Origin of the sequence: Streptomyces sp. DSM 40868 (assembly GCF_011820545.1) — a bacterium.
Classification (GTDB): domain Bacteria; phylum Actinomycetota; class Actinomycetes; order Streptomycetales; family Streptomycetaceae; genus Streptomyces; species Streptomyces eurythermus.
The window spans coordinates 4,059,771-4,077,832 of sequence record NZ_CP050504.1; the positions used below are offsets into that span (position 1 = coordinate 4,059,771).

At 74.5% G+C, this 18,062-nt stretch carries 19 protein-coding genes; 10 read left to right on the forward strand and 9 right to left on the reverse strand.

The genetic code is table 11. The annotated features are described in order from the left end of the window. The first annotated feature begins 33 nt into the window (after window positions 1–33). Genes HB370_RS18300 through HB370_RS18310 form a run of 3 tightly spaced genes read left to right on the forward strand, consistent with a single transcriptional unit; the run spans window position 34 to window position 2,097 of the window. Complete coding sequence (locus tag HB370_RS18300; protein ID WP_030779476.1) at window positions 34–531, forward strand: DUF2771 family protein; 498 nt, start codon at window positions 34–36, stop codon at window positions 529–531. Between the two features lie 17 nt (window positions 532–548). Beyond that, window positions 549–1,253, forward strand: coding sequence for a futalosine hydrolase (locus HB370_RS18305; protein WP_078637442.1), 705 nt, complete (start codon window positions 549–551; stop codon window positions 1,251–1,253). Then, the gene (locus HB370_RS18310; RefSeq protein ID WP_030779480.1) at window positions 1,240–2,097 is read left to right on the forward strand and encodes a 1,4-dihydroxy-6-naphthoate synthase; all 858 of its coding nucleotides are present in this window, start codon (window positions 1,240–1,242) and stop codon (window positions 2,095–2,097) included. The genes HB370_RS18305 and HB370_RS18310 overlap by 14 nt, the downstream gene beginning before the upstream one ends. Before the next feature lie 16 nt (window positions 2,098–2,113). Here the strand turns inward: HB370_RS18310 and HB370_RS42480 are convergent, their stop codons facing one another. Continuing rightward, complete coding sequence (locus tag HB370_RS42480) at window positions 2,114–2,497, reverse strand: cold-shock protein (protein ID WP_030779482.1); 384 nt, start codon at window positions 2,495–2,497, stop codon at window positions 2,114–2,116. A gap of 165 nt (window positions 2,498–2,662) precedes the next feature. On the opposite strand from HB370_RS42480, the gene HB370_RS18320 reads away from it, so the two are divergent. After that, the gene (locus HB370_RS18320) at window positions 2,663–2,926 is read left to right on the forward strand and encodes a hypothetical protein (RefSeq protein ID WP_030779484.1); all 264 of its coding nucleotides are present in this window, start codon (window positions 2,663–2,665) and stop codon (window positions 2,924–2,926) included. Here the strand turns inward: HB370_RS18320 and HB370_RS18325 are convergent. Continuing rightward, entirely contained in the window at window positions 2,890–3,534 is a 645-nt protein-coding gene (locus HB370_RS18325; protein ID WP_030779486.1) for an HAD family hydrolase, read from the reverse strand. The two genes, HB370_RS18320 and HB370_RS18325, sit on opposite strands and share 37 nt — an antisense overlap. Before the next feature lie 201 nt (window positions 3,535–3,735). Continuing rightward, the gene (locus tag HB370_RS18330; protein WP_030779488.1) at window positions 3,736–4,818 is read right to left on the reverse strand and encodes a hypothetical protein; all 1,083 of its coding nucleotides are present in this window, start codon (window positions 4,816–4,818) and stop codon (window positions 3,736–3,738) included. A gap of 99 nt (window positions 4,819–4,917) precedes the next feature. Between HB370_RS18330 and HB370_RS18335 the strand changes: the two genes are divergently transcribed. Continuing rightward, a complete protein-coding gene (locus tag HB370_RS18335) occupies window positions 4,918–7,596 on the forward strand; it encodes a helicase C-terminal domain-containing protein (RefSeq protein WP_167512996.1) in 2,679 nt (892 codons plus the stop codon). Window positions 7,597–7,830: 234 nt separating this feature from the next. On the opposite strand, the gene HB370_RS18340 is transcribed toward HB370_RS18335, so the two are convergent. Beyond that, window positions 7,831–8,367: a hypothetical protein gene (locus tag HB370_RS18340; protein ID WP_030779493.1), complete on the reverse strand. Its 537-nt coding sequence runs from the start codon at window positions 8,365–8,367 to the stop codon at window positions 7,831–7,833. Window positions 8,368–8,506: 139 nt separating this feature from the next. On the opposite strand from HB370_RS18340, the gene HB370_RS18345 reads away from it, so the two are divergent. Next, a complete protein-coding gene (locus tag HB370_RS18345) occupies window positions 8,507–10,156 on the forward strand; it encodes a DNA repair helicase XPB (protein ID WP_030779495.1) in 1,650 nt (549 codons plus the stop codon). Here HB370_RS18345 and HB370_RS18350 read toward each other — a convergent pair. After that, the gene (locus tag HB370_RS18350) at window positions 10,108–11,256 is read right to left on the reverse strand and encodes a glycosyltransferase 87 family protein (RefSeq protein WP_030779497.1); all 1,149 of its coding nucleotides are present in this window, start codon (window positions 11,254–11,256) and stop codon (window positions 10,108–10,110) included. The two genes, HB370_RS18345 and HB370_RS18350, sit on opposite strands and share 49 nt — an antisense overlap. A gap of 18 nt (window positions 11,257–11,274) precedes the next feature. Beyond that, window positions 11,275–11,466, reverse strand: coding sequence for a hypothetical protein (locus HB370_RS18355; protein ID WP_030779503.1), 192 nt, complete (start codon window positions 11,464–11,466; stop codon window positions 11,275–11,277). Between the two features lie 365 nt (window positions 11,467–11,831). Between HB370_RS18355 and HB370_RS18360 the strand changes: the two genes are divergently transcribed. After that, on the forward strand, window positions 11,832–13,895 hold the full coding sequence (locus tag HB370_RS18360; RefSeq protein ID WP_030779504.1) for a UvrD-helicase domain-containing protein: 2,064 nt from the start codon (window positions 11,832–11,834) through the stop codon (window positions 13,893–13,895). Window positions 13,896–13,937: 42 nt separating this feature from the next. Continuing rightward, entirely contained in the window at window positions 13,938–14,690 is a 753-nt protein-coding gene (locus tag HB370_RS18365; RefSeq protein WP_244405553.1) for a hypothetical protein, read from the forward strand. A gap of 12 nt (window positions 14,691–14,702) precedes the next feature. On the opposite strand, the gene HB370_RS18370 is transcribed toward HB370_RS18365, so the two are convergent. Beyond that, window positions 14,703–15,401 (reverse strand): copper homeostasis protein CutC, encoded by a 699-nt coding sequence (locus HB370_RS18370; protein ID WP_030779506.1) that lies wholly within the window; start codon window positions 15,399–15,401, stop codon window positions 14,703–14,705. 227 nt (window positions 15,402–15,628) lie between these two features. Between HB370_RS18370 and HB370_RS18375 the strand changes: the two genes are divergently transcribed. Together HB370_RS18375 and HB370_RS18380 are read left to right on the forward strand one after the other, a co-directional pair. Beyond that, entirely contained in the window at window positions 15,629–16,273 is a 645-nt protein-coding gene (locus tag HB370_RS18375) for a hypothetical protein (RefSeq protein ID WP_030779508.1), read from the forward strand. Window positions 16,274–16,300: 27 nt separating this feature from the next. Beyond that, window positions 16,301–17,368 carry a GNAT family N-acetyltransferase gene (locus HB370_RS18380; protein ID WP_030779511.1) on the forward strand — a complete coding sequence of 356 codons (1,068 nt, stop codon included), beginning with the start codon at window positions 16,301–16,303 and terminating at the stop codon, window positions 17,366–17,368. Here HB370_RS18380 and HB370_RS18385 read toward each other — a convergent pair. After that, window positions 17,350–17,628 (reverse strand): DUF4031 domain-containing protein, encoded by a 279-nt coding sequence (locus tag HB370_RS18385; protein WP_030779514.1) that lies wholly within the window; start codon window positions 17,626–17,628, stop codon window positions 17,350–17,352. The genes HB370_RS18380 and HB370_RS18385 overlap by 19 nt on opposite strands. Then, window positions 17,625–18,008 (reverse strand): hypothetical protein, encoded by a 384-nt coding sequence (locus HB370_RS18390; protein WP_030779518.1) that lies wholly within the window; start codon window positions 18,006–18,008, stop codon window positions 17,625–17,627. Before HB370_RS18390 ends, HB370_RS18385 begins: the two co-directional genes overlap by 4 nt. Between the last annotated feature and the right edge of the window lie 54 nt (window positions 18,009–18,062).

Sequence of the window (18,062 nt, forward strand, 5' to 3'; positions counted from 1 at the left end):
CGGACGGCTCGGGCCGCCCGATAGCCTTCGGCCATGACCACGCTGCAATCCGCTGTGCGACGCCGCCGCGCCGTCGCCGTTGCCGGCGCCGTTTCCGCCGGACTGCTCGTCCTGTCGGCCTGTGACAAGCCGACCCCCGTCGCGACGATCACCGTCGGCGGGAACTCGGTCAACTCCGAGGCCCTCTGCTACAACGACGGCGACAAGCTGACCGCCGACTCGCTGAAGGACTGCGTCAAGAACTCCGACGACGTGAAGTCGATCGAGGTCGGCCAGGACGCACAGGTCCGCATCGGCGTCGACCCGAAGATCGCGGACGAGGGCTGGTTCGTCCTGGTCAACGGCCGCCCGTTCACCGAGCCCAGCAAGAACACGTACCGCACGATCCCGAGCGGCGCGTTCTTCAGCGCCCAGTACGGCACGCAGGGCGAGACCAACACGCTCACGATCCAGATGGGCCAGAAGGCGAACAAGGGCATGTGGTCCTTCAAGCTGAAGAACGCCGACGAGTTGAAGAAGGCCGAGGGCTGACCACGCCCCCCGCTCCCGTGCTCGTCGCCACCGCGGTCCCCGTCGAGCGGGACGCGGTGGCGAAGGCGCTGCCCGCGCCGGCCGAGGAGGTACGGCTGCCGGGCGCGGCCCTGTGCCGTACCGGCGCGGGCTGGGACCTGCTCGCCGCCGGCGTCGGACCGGCGCTCGCCGCCGCCTCCACCGCCGCCGCGCTGACCGCCGCCGCACTGGCCGGCCGGCCCTACGGCCTGGTCGTCTCGGCCGGGATCGGCGGCGGCTTCCAGCCCGACGCGCCCGTCGGCTCGCTCGTCGTCGCCGACGCGATCACGGCGGCCGATCTGGGCGCCGAGACCGCCGACGGTTTCCTCCCGGTCACCGAACTCGGCTTCGGGACCGTCACCCACCGCCCGCCGGATTCAGCCGTACGAGTCGCCGCCGAGGCCCTCGGCGCCCGTACCGGCACCGTCCTGACCGTCTCCACGGTGACCGGCACCGCCGCCCGCGCCGCCGCCCTGCGGACCCGGCATCCCGGCGCGCTCGCCGAGGGCATGGAGGGGTTCGGGGTGGCGGAGGCCGCCGCCGCGCACGGGGTGCCCGTGCTGGAGATCCGCGCCGTCTCCAACCCGGTGGGGCCCCGGGACCGCGCCGCCTGGCGCATCGGTGACGCCCTCGCCGCCCTCACCGAGGGCTTCGGGAAGCTGGCGCCCGCATTGGAGAGTTGGAACCCACATGACCACCAGTGAGCAGCGGTCCCTGCCGATCGCGTACTCCCCCTGCCCGAACGACACCTTCGTCTTCGACGCCCTCGCCCACGGCCGGGTGCCCGGCGCGCCCGCGCTGGACGTGACGTTCGCCGACATCGACATCACCAACGGCATGGCCGAGCGCGGCGAGCTGGACGTGCTGAAGGTGTCGTACGCCGTGCTGCCGTACGTCCTCGACGAGTACGCGCTGCTGCCGTGCGGCGGCGCGCTGGGACGGGGCTGCGGACCGCTGGTGCTCACCCGGGAAGCAGAGACCGACTTGACGGGCCGTACGGTCGCGGTGCCGAGCGAGAGGTCGACCGCCTACCTGCTGTTCCGGCTCTGGGCCGCGGACACCCTGCCCGGCGGGGTCGGCGAGATCGTGGTCATGCCGTTCCACGAGATCATGCCGGCCGTGCGGGACGGCAAGGTGGACGCGGGCCTGGTCATCCACGAGGCCCGGTTCACGTACCAGGGCTACGGGCTGCACAAGCTCGCCGACATGGGCGAGCACTGGGAGCGGACCACCGGGCTGCCGATCCCGCTGGGCGCGATCATCGCCCGGCGGTCGCTGGGCGCGGAGACGCTCACCCGGCTGGCCGAATCGATCCGTACGTCCGTGCGCATGGCCTGGGACGACCCGGAGGTCTCCCGCCCGTACGTCATGGCGCACGCCCAGGAGATGGACCCGGCCGTCGCCGACCAGCACATCGGGCTGTACGTCAACGAGTTCACGGCGGACCTCGGCGAGGACGGCTACGCGGCGGTCCGCGGGCTGCTCACCCGTGCGGCGGCCGAGGGGCTGCTGCCGCCCCTCGGCCCGAGGGCGCTGGACTTCCCCTGAGGGAGTCCGGGCCGGGTCAGACGTCCAGTTGGTCGGCGACCGCGCGGAGCAGGCCGGCGATCTTCTTGCCGGAGGCCTTCTCCGGGTAACGGCCCTTCTCCAGCATCGGGGTGATGTTCTCGAGAAGGGTCGTCAAATCCTGCACGATCGACGCCAGCTCGTCCGGCTTCTTGCGCTGGGCGGCGGCGACCGAGGGCGTCGGGTCGAGCACGTTCACCGACAGCGCCTGGTCACCGCGCTGACCGGCGACGACCCCGAACTCCACGCGCTGTCCCGGCTTGAGTGAGTCGACTCCGGCGGGGAGAACCGAGGAATGGACGAAGACGTCACCGCCGTCGTCGCGGGAGAGAAAGCCGAAGCCCTTCTCGCTGTTGAACCACTTGACCTTGCCGGTAGGCACGTCTGTCCTCGTCCTCGTACTCGTTGGGAAAACTACTTCGGAAACTGCTCTTGATAGCACTAGAGCGGGTCGACCATGACCCGCCGATACCAAGGCTAATGGTCTTCGGGCGGGTGACAAGACGTCCCCCGGTTGTTCTCTCGCGCAGGGAACTACCCTGGTCCGGTGCGTGACAAAACCCAAGCGAATTCCGCCGCGCCCGGTGACCGACTGATCCGGGCCGGTGCCGTCGTCTTCTTCCTCGGGGCGGTGGCCACCCTGGTCACGGTGGCCCCGCTGTTCCTCGGGGCGAAGCCTTTTCCGACCTACATGTTCGGTCTGAGCATGCTCATGGCCGTCGGATTCCTCGTCGCCGGTGCCGGTGTGCTGCGCTCGGTCACCGCCGGACGGCGTCAGGCGCGGGAGGCCGCCCCGGGCGCCTCGCGGTAGCCGTCCAGCCATTCCGGGAAGGCGGTCAGACCGGTCAGGACGACGTCCGCGCCGGCCGCGTCCAGCTCCTCGGCCGGGCACGGCCCGGTCGCGACGGCGACCGAGTACGCACCCGCGGCGCGGGCCCCGCGGACGTCTCCGACGTGATCGCCGACGTACACGGACGCGCCGTACTCGCGCAGCGCCTCCGCCTTCTGCTCGGCCCACAGGTCGCCGACGACCACGTCCGGCTCGATGCCGAGGTGGGACAGGTGCAGCTTGGCGTTCGGCTCGTACTTCGCCGTCACCACCATCGTCCGCCCGCCGGCCGCGCGCACCGCGTCCACCGCCTCCCGGGCGCCGGGCATCGCGGCCGACGCGGCGATGGCTATGGAGGGGTACATCGCCCGGTACACCTCGGCCATCTCGGGCACCCGCTCCGGCGGGAACCAGTGGGCCAGCTCCTCCACGAGCGGCGGGCCGAGCCGGGTCACCGCCAGATCGGCGTCGATGAACGTGCCGGTTCGCTCCGCCAGGGCGCGGTAACAGGCGCGGATGCCCGGGCGGGAGTCGATGAGGGTCATGTCCAGGTCGAAACCGACGGTCAGGGTGGAGGCCATGGGGGACATTCTGCCGGGTGCGGACGGGCGGGCCCGGGCGGGTCCGCGCCATTGTGGGCGGCTGTGGATCGCCGGGTGCGGGCGGGTGGGGCCGGTCCGCGCCGTGCGGGCGGCTGGCGTGCGCCGTGCGCGGGTCCACGGGTGGCTGGTCGCGCGGTTCCCCGCGCCCCCATGCGGGCACGCCGCGGCTTGGCCGTCACCGCCCAGGCGCTACCCCTTCCGCTGTGAGCGCCACACCAGGTACAGCGCCGAGGCCACCGCCGCGCCCCGGACCACCCACGGCCAGGTCTCGCCGATCGCGTCGCTCATGTGGCCCTGCGGAATCGGGGTGCCCCAGCGGCCGTCGGTGCGGCCCCACAGCCAGAGCAGACCGGCCGCGACCGCCGCGCCGGGCAGGATCATCACGGCCCACTTGGTCTCCGCGGGGGTCAGCCGCCGGGAGCCGTAGGCGATGGCCCAGCCGAGGAGCAGGGCGAACCAGTTGCCGAGGACGGCGCCGGCGACCAGCGCGGCGGCGGCCAGCAGCAGAAGGGGATTGGACCAGCCGGACAGCGGCCCACGGGCGGCGGCCCCGGAAGCCCCGGCAGCCCCGGCAGCCTCGGCCGGGGCGGTCTTGCCGCGGGCCGGCAGCAGTCCGCCCAGCCGGCGGCGCGGGGCGGGCCCCGGCTCGGTTCCCGGCGTGGCCTCGGTCCCCGAGGGGGCCTTGGCCCCCGGCACGGCCTCGGTCCCGGCGTCGGCGGTGGCCGGCCCGGCCTCCCGCGGAGGACGTTTGAGCAGCTCCGGGATCTCCACCCCGCCGACGAACCCCGGCACCGGGTCGGCGTCCGCCACCGGACCGCGTACCCGCCACCAGTCGGGCGGTGCCGAGCCGTCGCCGAGTTCGTGCGCGGGGGCGAGGTGCGGCGGGGCCGCCCCGGCCGGTGCCGCGGCGGGCGGCTCGGGCTCGGCCGGGCGCGGGCGCGGTACGGCCCGGCGCAGTCCCCTGGGCCGCTCCCGCCGGGGCGCCTGCTCCTCGGCGGAGGGCTGGGCCGGTACGGCGGTGGCGGGCGGCTGCGGGGCACCGCCGGCCGTGCCCGCCGCCGTGACCACCTCGTCCGGGCTGCCCAGGCGGTCCAGGATGCGGCGGACGGCGGCCGGCGAGTCCACCGTCGCCTTCGCCCGGTGCCGGTCGATCTCGTTGCGCAGCTCCGACACGAGCCGCATGCGTGTCGCCGACGGCAGCTGCCGCTGCTGGGCGATGTCACCGACGCGGCTCAGATACTCGTAGACGACCTGATCGCTCTCGATCCCCACGGAACCCCTCCGGGGTGCGCCGACTTGAAACCCCGGGAGGGACGGTACCGCTTCCCGGTGGATGCCCTCGGCATATGGTTGTCCGCTAACGTTGACCGGATGAGCCCCGAGGCCCACTCAGCCCCTCGGTCCCTCGCGGAGGCACTGCGCGCGCGGGACGACTCCTCCCTCGCCGCGCTGCTGCGCAGCCGCCCGGACCTCGTCACCCCCGTGCCCACCGATCTCACCCAGCTCGCCACGCGCGCCGGCACCCGTGCGTCGGTGCTGCGCGCCCTGGAGCGGCTGGACCGGTTCGCGCTCCAGACCGCCGAGGCGCTGGCCGTCGCCCCGGACCCGGCGTCGTACGACACCCTGCTCGGACTGATGGCCGGGGACGCGGGCGACCCCGTCGTGGCCGGCGCGCTGCCGCGGGCCCTTCACACCCTGCGCGAACAGGCGCTGGTGTGGGGCGGGGACGACCGGCTGCGGCTGGTGCGGACCGCCCGCGAGGTGCTGGCCCCCTCGCCGCAGCACCCGTCCCCGACCGGGCTCGGGCCGACCGTGCAGGAGGCCACCTCGGGCATGTCTCCGGGGCGGATCCAGGAGATCGTGACGACGGCCGGGCTGCCGTCGACGCACGACTCGGTGTCCGCCGTGGCCGCGCTGACCGCCCTGTTCACCCACCGCAAGAAGCTGGCCCGGCTGCTCGCACAGGCCCCGGAGGCCGCCCGCGAGGTGCTGTCCCGGCTGGTGTGGGGGCCGCCGTACGGGCAGGTCACCGCGGATCCGGCGGCGCATCTGCGCTGGCTGCTGGACCGTGGTCTGCTGCTGCCGACCGCGCCCGGCACGGTCGTGCTGCCCCGCGAGGTCGCGCTGCATCTGCGCGCCGGCCGCGCCCACCGGGTCACCGAGCCGCTGCCGCCCGCCGTGGTACCGGCCGCGACGCACAGCCCGCGGGTGGTGGACGCCACCGCGGCCGGGCAGGCGTACACCGCGCTGGCCACGGTGGAGGAACTGCTGAAGGAGTGGGACGAGGGCGGCCCGGCCGTGCTGCGGGCGGGCGGGCTGAGCGTCCGCGACCTGAAGCGGACGGCCGTGGCCCTGGACGTCTCCGAGCCGGTCGCCGCCTTCTGGGTGGAACTGGCGTACGCGGCCGGGCTGATCGCCTCCGACGGCGAGGCCGACGAGCGGTACGCGGCCACCCCCGCCTACGACGAGTGGCTGGAGCAGCCTCCGGCCGAGCGCTGGGTCCGGCTCGCCCAGGCGTGGCTGGCGGCCACCCGGACCCCGGGGCTGGTCGGCGGCCGGGACGCCAAGGACCGGACGCTGTCGGCGCTCGGGCCGGGGCTCGACCGGTCCGCCGCGCCCGAGGTACGGCACCGGGTGCTGTCCCTGCTGGCCGGGCTGGCGGCGGGTGCCGCACCGGACACCGAGTCGGTGCTGGCCCGGCTGCGCTGGGAGCGTCCGCTGCGGGGCGGCCGGCGGGACGGCGAGGAGGGCCGGCGGGAGGGCGAGGAGGACCTGCGGACCCGGCTGGCCCGCTGGACCCTGTCGGAGGCGGAACTGCTGGGCCTGACCGGCCGGGGCGCCCTCTCCTCCCAGGGGCGCGCACTGCTGGGAGCTCCCCCCGCCGCCCATTCCGGCCCCTCGGCGGCCGAGGCCCCGGGAACGGGATCGTCTCCCGGCGCCGGACCTGGTGCCGCAGCCACGCGGGCCGGCACGACCGGGACCGGCGCCTCCGGTCACCCCGCCTCCGATGCCCCCGGTCACCCCGCCGCCGATGGTCCCGGGGACAAGCTCCCCGTGCATCGCCACCGGGTCCCCGACCGGCTCGTGCCGCTGTCCGGGCCCGAGCAGGCCGTCGCGGGGGCCGAGGCGGCGCGGCTGCTCGCGCCGTTGCTGCCCGAGCCCCTGGACCACGTGCTGCTCCAGGCCGACCTGACGGCGGTCGCCCCCGGCCCGCTGCGACGCCCGCTCGCGGACATGCTGGGCGTGCTCGCGGACGTGGAGTCCAAGGGCGGGGCAACCGTGTACCGGTTCACCCCGGCGTCCGTCCGCCGGGCCCTGGACGCCGGCCGGACCGCCGCCGACCTGCACGCCTTCCTCACCGAGCACTCCCGCACCCCCGTACCGCAGCCGCTCGCCTATCTGATCGACGACGTGGCCCGCAGGCACGGCCATCTGCGGGTCGGCGCCGCCTCGGCATACGTCCGCTGCGACGACGACGCCCTGCTGAACGAGATCCTCGCCGACAAGCGCGCCGCCGCCCTGCGACTGCGCCGCCTCGCCCCGACCGTGCTGGCCGCGCCGACCGACCCGGCGACGCTGCTGGAGGGGCTGCGCGCGATGGGCTACGCGCCCGCCGCCGAGTCCGCCGAGGGCGATGTGCTGATCGCCCGCGCCCACGCGCACCGGAGCCCGCCGCGCACCGCGCCCGAGCCGGTGCCGGACGGGCCGCCGGTGCCCGACGCCACGCTGCTCACGGCGGCGATCCGCGCGATCCGGGCCGGTGATCTGGCCGCCACCACCCCGCGCAAGCCCGTCGGCGAGCCCCTGGCGGGCGGCGAGCTGCCCCGCACCTCCTCCGCCGAGACCCTGGCCACCGTGCAGGCCGCCGTCCTGACCGGCGACTCCCTGTGGATCGGCTACGTCAACGCCGAGGGCGCCGCCAGCCAGCGGGTCATCTCGCCGGTCCGGGTGGAGGGCGGCTTCGTCACGGCGTACGACCACACGGCGGACGAGATCCGGACGTACCCCCTGCACCGGATCACGGGGGTGGCCGAACTGGCGGAGGACTGAGCCGCCCCCATCGACGCCCCGCCCGCCCGGGTCCCTGCCGTCGGCGCGTCCGCCCCGGCGGCCCGCGGCCGGCGCACCCGGCCCACCCACCGAGCCGGGCAACCCCGCCGCACGCTCCGCACGTGGCAGCCGCGCCCCGCAGGCCCGGCCGGCGCGCCGACCCCACGAGCCCGGCCGGGCCCCCTCCCGCCCCGTACGGGCGAACCCGTGGCCCCCGGCCGCGCCCGTCCCCCCTCAGCAGTCCCCGACCGGAGTGTCCTCGCGCAGGCCGTAGCGGGTGCGGGCCGCTTCCTCCAAGGGGGTGGAGGAGATCTCGTCGCGCAGGGCGAGCGTGCGGCGGCCGAAGTGGGACTCGGTCCAGTCCGCGTGACCCGCGCCGTCGGGAGCCTGCTCGCGGGAGACCACCCGGTAGCGGCCGTCGGCGGCCCGCGCCAGCCGCAGCACCTGCGGGACCCGTCCGCCGCCGCACTCCACCAGGCCGCCGTCGCGCACCCCGTACTCGACGCACAGCGTGTCGACGCCCGCCCGGACCTCGTCCCCGTGCCGCTCCAGGCCGACCGGCTCGGCCCGGCAGAACCAGTGCGCGTCCAGCGCGGGCACCTCCTCGCCGTACCCGGTGCCCCGCTGCTCCGCCGCCAGCCGGGCCTCGATCACCGGCCGAACCTCCTCCCACAGCCGGGCATCGACCTGGCCCGGCCGCATGGCCCAGACACCGCTGCCCACCAGCACCACCACGGCCCCCGCGCCGGTCGCCCATCTGACCGCTGCCATTCCACGCCCTCCCCTCGGCCCCCGTCGCAGGCGTAGACCCACGGGGACGGGACGGGGTTGCACAGCGCACGGCCCCGGGACAAACCCGCTCGATGAGGCACACTGGACGTTTGGCCGTTGTGGAAAGGGTGTGCCGCGCGTGAATGGTCCACTGATCGTCCAGTCCGACAAGACCCTGCTGCTGGAAGTCGACCACGAACGGGCCGACGACTGCCGGCGGGCCATCGCGCCCTTCGCCGAGCTGGAGCGGGCGCCCGAGCACATCCACACCTACCGGGTCACCCCGCTCGGCCTGTGGAACGCGCGCGCCGCCGGGCACGACGCCGAGCAGGTCGTGGACGCCTTGGTGGAGTACAGCCGGTACCCCGTGCCGCACGCGCTGCTCGTGGACATCGCCGAGACGATGGACCGCTACGGCCGGCTCACCCTCTCCAAGCACCCCGCGCACGGACTCGTCCTGACCACCACCGACCGGCCGGTGCTGGAGGAGGTCCTGAAGTCCAAGCGGATCGCCCCGCTGGTCGGCGCCCGGATCGACCCCGACACGGTCGTCGTGCACCCCTCCGAGCGCGGGCAGATCAAGCAGACGCTGCTGAAGCTGGGCTGGCCGGCCGAGGACCTCGCCGGCTACGTCGACGGCGAGGCGCACCCCATCGAGCTGCTGGAGGACGGCTGGGCGCTGCGCCCCTACCAGAAGCAGGCCGTGGAGAACTTCTGGCACGGCGGCAGCGGTGTGGTCGTCCTCCCTTGCGGCGCCGGGAAGACGCTGGTCGGCGCCGGGGCCATGGCCCAGGCGAAGTCGACCACGCTGATCCTCGTCACCAACACCGTCTCCGCCCGGCAGTGGAAGCACGAGCTGGTGAAGCGGACCTCGCTGACCGAGGACGAGATCGGCGAGTACAGCGGCACCAAGAAGGAGATCCGGCCGGTCACCATCGCCACCTACCAGGTGCTGACGACCAAGCGGAAGGGCGTCTACCCGCACCTGGAGCTGTTCGACTCCCGGGACTGGGGGCTGATCGTCTACGACGAGGTGCATCTGCTGCCCGCGCCCGTCTTCAAGTTCACCGCCGACCTCCAGGCGCGCCGCCGGCTGGGGCTCACGGCCACCCTGGTGCGCGAGGACGGCCGGGAGTCGGACGTGTTCTCCCTCATCGGGCCCAAGCGGTTCGACGCGCCGTGGAAGGAGATCGAGGCGCAGGGCTACATCGCGCCCGCCGACTGCGTCGAGGTCCGGGTGAACCTGACCGACTCCGAGCGGCTGGCGTACGCGACGGCCGAGGCGGAGGAGAAGTACCGCTTCTGCGCGACCACCGCCACCAAGCGGAAGGTCACCGAGGCGATCGTGCGCCGGTTCGCGGGGCAGCAGGTCCTGGTCATCGGCCAGTACATCGACCAGCTGGACGAGCTGGGTGAGCATCTGAACGCTCCTGTCATCAAGGGGGAGACCTCCAACGCCCAGCGCGAGAAGCTCTTCGACGCCTTCCGTGAGGGCGAGATCAGCGTGCTGGTGGTGTCGAAGGTCGCGAACTTCTCCATCGACCTGCCCGAGGCCACGGTCGCCATCCAGGTGTCCGGCACCTTCGGCTCCCGGCAGGAGGAGGCCCAGCGGCTCGGCCGGGTGCTGCGCCCCAAGGCCGACGGCCACCAGGCGCACTTCTACTCGGTGGTCGCCCGCGACACCATCGACCAGGACTTCGCCGCGCACCGGCAGCGGTTCCTGGCCGAGCAGGGCTACGCCTACCGGATCCTGGACGCCGACGAGATCCTGGCGGAGGGCGCGGCCTGACGCCCCGGGCGGCGGGCCACCGCCGCCCCCGCCAGCAGGACGAGCACCAGCAGCGGGTACGGGGACGCCGCCGGCTGCTGCCACCACGGCAGGTGCAGGTCCCGGTCGCCCGCGTGCGGGACGAGCCACAGCGTGCGGGCGGTGAAGACCGCCGCCGTGGCGGCCGCCGCCCACCGGTGGCCGTCGCCGAGCAGCACCGCGAGCAGCGGCACGCACCACACCCAGTGGTGGGACCAGCTGATCGGGCAGACCAGCAGGGCCGTGCACGCGGTGAGCAGGATGCCGTGCCGCTCCTGCCGGGCGCGCGCCGCGAGCCACAGGCCGACGGCACCGGTGCCCAGCGCCGGCAGCACCCAGCCGAGGCCCGGCGCGGGATCGCCGAGCATCCGCGCGATCAGCCCCTGGAGGGACTGGTTGTCCACGATCCAGGCCTTGCCGACCCGGCCGGTCTCCCACAGCCGCCGGGTCCAGAAGGAGACGCTCGCCGAGGGCAGCAGCACGGCACCGAACGCGACCGTCCCCGCGAAGGCCGCGAGCGCGGTCGCCGCCTCACGTATCCGGCCGCGCAGCAGCAGCCAGGCCACGAACACGGCCGGGGTGAGCTTGATCCCGGCCGCGATCCCCAGGGCCGCTCCCGCCCACCGGGCGCCGGGGGGCCGGGTCAGGTCCCACAGGGTCAGGCAGGCGACGGCCAGGTTGACCTGCCCGAACAGCAGGGTCTGGAAGACCGGTTCGAGCCAGAGGGCGAGGGCGGTGGCGGCGCAGACCACGGGCGGGGCCGGGGTGCGCCGGGCCAGGCGGGCGGACAGGACGACGAGGACGGCGAGCAGGAGCACGTTGGCCGCGAGGAACGCCGTTTTCAGGAGGGGAACGGGGAGCCAGGCCGCCGGGACGAACAGGATCGCGGCGAAGGGCGGGTAGGTCGCGGGGAGCCGCCACTCGGTGGCGGTGAAGCCGTACAGGTCGGTGCCGTGGGCCACGGCGGCGCCCTCGGCGCGGTAGACGAGGAGGTCGGCCATGGGCGCGCCGCGCAGGGCGCAGAGCGTGCCGAAGGAGGCGAGGGAGAGGGCGAGCAGGATCAGGGCCGTCCGTTTCCGCACGGAGCCGACCCTATGTCGTCATCTGCGGCGTATGCCCGCTTCCTCGCCGTACTCGCCGTACTCGCCGAGGATGACGACGCTGAACGCGGCCTCGGCGAACACCTTGACGGCGCGCAGGGCGTTGCCCAGCGGGTGGTGGTGGGTGCCGTCCAGGGCGGTGGCGCCGGACGGCGGCCGGAAAAGGGCGGAAGTGAGGGTCGCTGCGCTCATGTCCCCATGGTGGATCGCCGCCCACCTCCGGCACATCGGCCCCCGGGTAGAGTTTTCGGCCGCCCCGCGTAGGCCCCCGGGTGGAGGCCACCCCTGAGACCAAGCGGCCTCTGCCCCCTAGGGGACGCGCGGACCCGGATCGGCCGGGACCCGGAACGGCCGGGACCCGGAACGGCCAGGGCCCGGAACGGCCAGGGCCCGGAACGGCCGGGGCCCGGAAATCCGTTGGACGTTTCCCGGCACCCCGCCTAAGATCTCCGCCCTTGCCCGCCTCCCTCCCGGAGTGCCGTCGTCCGGCCGGAAACCGGACGACACCGTCGAAGCCACGCCCACGCCCACGCAGCAGGCCCACCGGAGGCACCCCCTTGTCCACGCCCGTCCCCGACCCGCACGACCCGCTCGACGACCCCCTGGCCCGGGAGCGCGCCCACCTCGCCGCCTCCCGTGCCGCCCTGCGCGCCATGCGCGAGGACGTGGAGGCGCTCGACATCCAGGACGTCGCCGCGAACTGGGTCAACGCCCAGGTCCTCTCCCGCCAGATCGACGAGCGCATCAAGGCGCTGGCCGACCTCAGCGACACCCCCCTGTTCTTCGGCCGCTTGGACTACCTGCACGCGCCGGGCGCCGAGCGGGCCGAGGGCGCCGGGGGCGAGCGGTTCTACATCGGGCGGCGGCATGTGCACGACGCCGACGGCGACCCCATGGTCATCGACTGGCGCGCACCGGTGTCGCAGCCGTTCTACCGGGCGTCGAAGAAGAACCCCATGGACGTCGGGCTGCGCCGGCGCTTCGGCTACACCGGCGGCGACCTGACCGCGTACGAGGACGAGCACCTGTCCGACCCGGCGGAGGCCGCCGCCACCAGCAAGCTGCTCCAGCAGGAGATCGAACGGCCGCGCGTGGGCCCGATGCGGGACATCGTCGCCACCATCCAGCCGGAGCAGGACGAGATCGTCCGGTCCGGCCTGTCCGGGACGGTCTGTGTGCAGGGTGGTCCGGGCACCGGGAAGACGGCCGTCGGCCTGCACCGGGTCGCGTATCTGCTGTACGCCCACCGGGAGCGGCTGGCCCGCACCGGCACCCTGGTCATCGGGCCGAACCGGTCCTTCCTGCACTACATCGAGCAGGTGCTGCCCGCGCTGGGCGAGCTGACCGTGCGGCAGGCGACGGTGGACGACCTGGTCGCCCATGTGGAGGTGCGCGGCACGGACGAGGCCGCCGCCGCGATCGTCAAGGGCGACGCCCGGATGGCCGAGGTGCTCCGGCGGGCCCTGTACGCGCACGTGACCCCGCCCACCGAGCCGGTGGTGGTCGTGCGCGGCTCCCGGCGCTGGCGGATCCCGGCGTACGAACTGGAGGAGATCGTCGCCGAGTTGCTGGCCCGGGACATCCGTTACGGCGCGGCCCGGGAGGCGCTGCCGCAGCGCATCGCGCACGCGGTGCTGGTGCGGATGGAGCAGGCCGGGGAGGCCCCGGACGACCGGGTGCAGGACGCGGTGGCCCGCAACAGCGCGGTGAAGGCGGCCGTGAAGGCGATCTGGCCGGCCGTGGACCCGGCGAAACTGGTGCTGCGGCTGCTGTCGGACGCGGAGTTCCTCGCCGAGCACGCCGCGGGGATCCTGGACGAGGACGAGCAGAAGACGATCCTGTGGACCAGGCCGGCGCGCAGCGTGAAGTCGGCCAAGTGGTCGGCGGCGGACGCCGTGCTGATCGACGAGGCGGCCGATCTGATCCAGCGCACGCACTCGCTGGGGCACGTGGTGCTGGACGAGGCGCAGGATTTGTCCCCCATGCAGTACCGGGCCGTCGGCCGCCGCTGCAGCACCGGCAGCGCCACCGTGCTGGGCGACCTGGCGCAGGGCACGACCCCGTGGGCGACCCGCAGCTGGGCGGAGGCGCTCGCGCACCTGGGCAAGCCGGAGGGTGCGGTGGAGGAGCTGACGGCCGGTTTCCGCGTGCCGACGGACGTCATCGCGTACGCCTCCCGGCTGCTGCCGCACATCGCGCCCGGGCTGACCCCGGTCGCCTCGGTCCGGGAGAACCCCGGTTTCTTCGAGGTGCGTACGGCGGCCGGGGCGGCCGATGTGGTCGACGCCTGCGCGCGGCTGCTGCGCAACGAGGGCTCGACGGGTCTGATCGCCGCCGACGCCCGGATCCCGGAGCTGGCCGAGGCCCTGACGGCCGCCGGGATCTCCTACCTGGCGCCCGGCGAGGAGACCACCCGCGAGACCCGGCTGACCCTGGTCCCGGCCTCGCTCGCCAAGGGTCTGGAGTACGACTACGTGGTGCTGGACGAGCCGCGGGCCGTGGTGGACGGCGAGCCGGACGAACGCACCGGACTGCGGCGGCTGTACGTGGCGCTGACCCGGGCGGTGTCGGGTCTGATCGTGACGCACGCGGCACCGCTGCCCCCGCAGCTCGCCGAGTAGGGTGCTGATCCGTTCCGGCATGTCCCCCTGGAGAGGCCACCGTTGAGTACGCCGTACCCGCATTCCCCGTATCCCGCGTACCCGTACCAGCAGCCCGGGGCGCCGTACCCGCCCGTCCCCGGGTCGGTGTGCGAGGTGTGCGGGGCGCTGCCCGCCGCGCCGGTGACGGTGCGCGGGCACCAGGGCATGGTGGTGATGATGCGGCTGCTGCGGCGGCGGGAGGCACTGTGCCGCACGTGCGCGCTGGCCGTGTTCCGCCAGATGCAGCGGGACACCCTGGTACGGGGCTGGTGGGGGCCGCTGTCACTGTTGATCACGCCGGCCACCCTGCTGCTCAACCTCGGTGCGCTGGTCCGGATCCGGAAGCTGCCGGCACCGGTCACGGCCGCCTGGCGCCCGCCGCTGGACCCCGGCCGCCCGCTGCTGCGTCGGCCGTCCGTGCTGATCCCGCTCGCCGTCCTGGCCGCGCTGGTGGTCGCCGTGACCGTCCTGATCGCCGCCGACGGCTCCGACGAGCCGTCCCGGGTGCGCTTCCAGCCCCGGAAGAACACCGAGCCGCTCTCGGTCGGGGCGTGCGCGCACAACGACCGCGAGTGGCCCCACCAGGACCTCAGGAACGTGCCCTGCGACTCGCCGGACGCGCAGTACCTGGTCACCGAGCAGCACAACGGGTACTGCGCGGACGGCGACTACTACGCCTACCTCCAGTACAGCGCGAACGGCGTGACCCCGCTGTGCCTGCACCCGGTGCGGAAGCAGCCGGCGGCGTCCCCGTCCGGCGCGGTGCGGGACTAGGCCCTGTCGGACCTAGTCGGCGTCCCCGTCCAGGGCGGTGCGCCACTGGGCGACCACCTCCGCCGAGACCGGTCCCTGCCAGCCGGCGGGGCGGGCCGCGCCGCCGATGTGGAACGCGTCGATCCCGCCCTCGCGGAGCCGGGCCACATGGTCGAGGCGCAGCCCGCCGCCGACCATGATCTGCTGCTCGTAGCCCGGGCCGCCGCCCTGCGCCGCCTCGGCGAGCAGCGTGGGCAGGCCGTCGTCCACGCCGGAGGCGGCGCCCGCGGTGAGGTAGGTGTCCAGGCCGGGCAGGTCGGCGAGCTGCTTGCGCAGGGCGTCCCGGTCGGCGGCCCGGTCGATCGCCCGGTGGAAGGTCCACGGGCAGCCGTCGAGCGCGTCGACGACCCGCTCCACGGCGGCGAGGTCGGCGCCGCCGTCCTCGGCGAGGAACCCGAGCACGAACTGGTCGGCGCCGGCCTCCCGCAGCTCGCCGGCCAGGCCGACCAGCCGGTCCAGGTCGCCGGCCGCGAAGCCGTCCGCGATGCGGAGCATCACGCGCAGGTCGATGTCGACGGCGGCGCGGATCGCGGCGACGGTGGCGGGCGCGGGGGTGAGCCCGTCGGCCGCCATCTCGGTGACCAGCTCCAGCCGGTCCGCGCCTCCGGCCTGGGCGGCGACCGCGTCCTCGAGGTCGAGGGCGATCACCTCCAGGACTGCACGCTTGCTCATGGCACCCCATTCATCGGCATTCGTCGGGCGACTACAGGTCTAGTCCAATTCAAGAGTATGCCCGTCCCCCGGCGCCAGCCGTACGAACGGGGGCCAGCGGTACGAACGGGACGGCCGTACGGACGGGACGGCCGGCGGACCACCGGCACGCAGGAGGCGGCGGGCACGCGAGAGGCGGCGGGCACGCGGGAGGCGGCGTTCCAAGACCGGCGCGGAAGAATGGGGGCATGGCCGACCTCGACGCCCTGCGACTCCGCTTCACCCGCGCCCTGGAGGCCGCCCGCGCCCCCGGCGGCGGCCCCGACCCCGCCCCGTACGCCGACAACCTGCTGGCCCGCTGGCAGGAGCCGCAGCGCCACTACCACACCGTGGCGCACCTCACCGCCGTACTCGACCACGTCGACACCCTGGAGCGGTACGCGGCCGACCCGGACGTGGTCCGGCTGGCCGCCTGGTTCCACGACGCCGTCTACCTCCCGGAGCGGTCCGAGAACGAGGAGCGGTCCGCGCGGCTGGCCGAGCGCGCCCTGCCGGAGGCCGGCCTGCCGGACGCGAAGACGGCCGAGGTGGCCCGGCTGGTCCGGCTCACCGTCGGCCACGACCCGGCCGCCGACGACCCCGACGGCCAGGTGCTGTGCGACGCCGACCTCGCGATCCTGGCCGCGCCCCCGTCCGCGTACGCCGTCTACACCGCCGGGGTCCGCGAGGAGTACCACTTCGTGCCCAACGACGCCTTCCGGGACGGGCGTTCGGCGGTTCTGCGCCAACTCCTCGGCCTGCCGCGCCTGTTCCACACCCCCTACGGCCGGGAGCACTGGGAGGCCACCGCCCGCTACAACCTCTCCTCCGAACTGGAAATGCTGTCGACCTGAGGGAAGCGGGCCGCCTAGGGTGCGCCCATGCGATCGATGAACGGCGATGACGTGACCGAGGCCGTCGCGGGCTGCCTCGCGGCCCTGCGCCCGGCGGTGGACCGCGACTGGACGGCCGTCCCGGCCGGGAGACTGGAGTGGGACTGCCGCACCACGGCCGTGCACGTCGCCGACGACCTGGTGGCCTACGCCTCCAACCTGGTCGCACGCGCCCAGGACGACTACGTCCCCTTCCTGCTGACCCCCGACGAGGGCACCGGCAACGCGGGCCTGCTCCAGGTGATCAAGGCCACCGGCGGCCTGCTGGCGGCGGCCGTCGACACCGCCCCGCCCGGGGTGCGCGCCTACCACAACTACCCGTACGGCAGCGCCGACCGCGCGGGCTTCGCCGCGATGGGCATCGCCGAGGTGCTGCTGCACACCCATGACATGACCCAGGGCTTCGGCCTGCCCTACGAGCCCTCCGCGGACCTCGCCGAATCCGTACTGGCCTGGCTCTTCCCGCACGTCCAGCCGGGCCCCGAGCCCTGGCCGACCCTGCTGTGGGCCACCGGCCGCGGCGAACTGCCCGGCCGCGCCCCGGTCACCGAGTGGCGCTGGCGCAACAACCTGGTCATCCCCTCCGAGCGCCTCGACCTCGTCGGCATCCGCCCGGCCGTCGCCGAGGACCTGTCCCTGGGCGGCGACGGCGGGTTCGAGTGGGTCGACGGAGGCCCGTACGAGGGCACGCGCGAGGCCGCCGGCTTCATGCTCAAGGCGTACCGGACGGGCGTACACCGGCCGGAGTTCGGGGTCTTCACGCTGGTCCGCCGGGCGGACGGCCGCGCCATCGGCGGCATGGGCTTCCACTCCGCCCCGGACGAGGAGGGCCGGGTGGAGATCGGCTACGACCTCGCGGAGTCCGCCCGCGGCAACGGCTACGCCACGGAGGCACTGCGCGCGCTGGCCGAGTGGGCGCTGGCCCGCGAGGAGGTCCGGACCCTGTTCGCGACCATCGAGCCCGCCAACACCGCCTCCCAGGCGGTCGTCACCCGCGCCGGTTTCACCAAGGTGAGCGAGGACGAGGAAGGGCTGGCCTACGAGTTGCGCCGCTGAGCCGGGCCCTTGGGCCGGCGCAGCCCCGACTCCCGCAGCAGCCGGACCACTTCCCGGCTGCTGACCTCCACCGCCCCGGCCGCCACCGCGTCCGCGTACCGGCGCTCCGGGAGGTCGTAGTGGTCGCCGTCGAAGGCCCGCCGGGGCAGGCCCAACCGGGCGGCGAAGGCGTGCAGTTCGTCGTACGAGGCGTCGCTGACCAGGTGCGACCACAGGCGGCCGTGACCGGGCCAGGCGGGCGGGTCGACGTACAGGGTCACGACGAGACCGTTCCGCCGGTGGCCGAGCCCAGCGAGCCCACCGACGCGACCTTCACGCCCGCCTTGTGGCACACCCAGTGCGGGTCGGGGCCCAGTTCGGGTTCCACGTCCAGCGCGTGCGGGTCGCCGGAGCCGCACACCGGGCACAGCGGCCAGCGGCCGTACCGCTCCAGCAGGGCGTCCTGCACGTCCTGGGCGACCAGCCCGGCGACGAAGGCGGCGCCGTCCGGCCACTGCTCGACCCACCAGCGCCGCTGGGCGATGGACTCCTCCACCAGCGAGACCACGTCCGCCTCGGCGACCTCGCGCGCGACCAGGTCCGCGAGCACCAGGGCGCGGGCCGCGTGCAACGCCTGTTCCAGGGGGCTGATGGGGTCCATGCACCCATTGTGCGCACTCTTGACCGGGACACCGAACCGAAAATATCTTTCACG

What these genes read in the sequence shown, in the direction of transcription:
- HB370_RS18380 (WP_030779511.1), top strand. Translation starts at nt 16,301, where the DNA reads ATGCGATCGATGAACGGCGATGACGTGACCGAGGCCGTCGCGGGCTGC.
- HB370_RS18340 (WP_030779493.1), bottom strand. Translation starts at nt 8,367, where the DNA reads ATGGCAGCGGTCAGATGGGCGACCGGCGCGGGGGCCGTGGTGGTGCTG.
- HB370_RS18370 (WP_030779506.1), bottom strand. Translation starts at nt 15,401, where the DNA reads ATGAGCAAGCGTGCAGTCCTGGAGGTGATCGCCCTCGACCTCGAGGAC.
- HB370_RS18390 (WP_030779518.1), bottom strand. Translation starts at nt 18,008, where the DNA reads ATGGACCCCATCAGCCCCCTGGAACAGGCGTTGCACGCGGCCCGCGCC.
- HB370_RS18310 (WP_030779480.1), top strand. Translation starts at nt 1,240, where the DNA reads ATGACCACCAGTGAGCAGCGGTCCCTGCCGATCGCGTACTCCCCCTGC.
- HB370_RS18335 (WP_167512996.1), top strand. Translation starts at nt 4,918, where the DNA reads ATGAGCCCCGAGGCCCACTCAGCCCCTCGGTCCCTCGCGGAGGCACTG.
- HB370_RS18325 (WP_030779486.1), bottom strand. Translation starts at nt 3,534, where the DNA reads ATGTCCCCCATGGCCTCCACCCTGACCGTCGGTTTCGACCTGGACATG.
- HB370_RS18300 (WP_030779476.1), top strand. Translation starts at nt 34, where the DNA reads ATGACCACGCTGCAATCCGCTGTGCGACGCCGCCGCGCCGTCGCCGTT.
- HB370_RS18375 (WP_030779508.1), top strand. Translation starts at nt 15,629, where the DNA reads ATGGCCGACCTCGACGCCCTGCGACTCCGCTTCACCCGCGCCCTGGAG.
- HB370_RS18355 (WP_030779503.1), bottom strand. Translation starts at nt 11,466, where the DNA reads ATGAGCGCAGCGACCCTCACTTCCGCCCTTTTCCGGCCGCCGTCCGGC.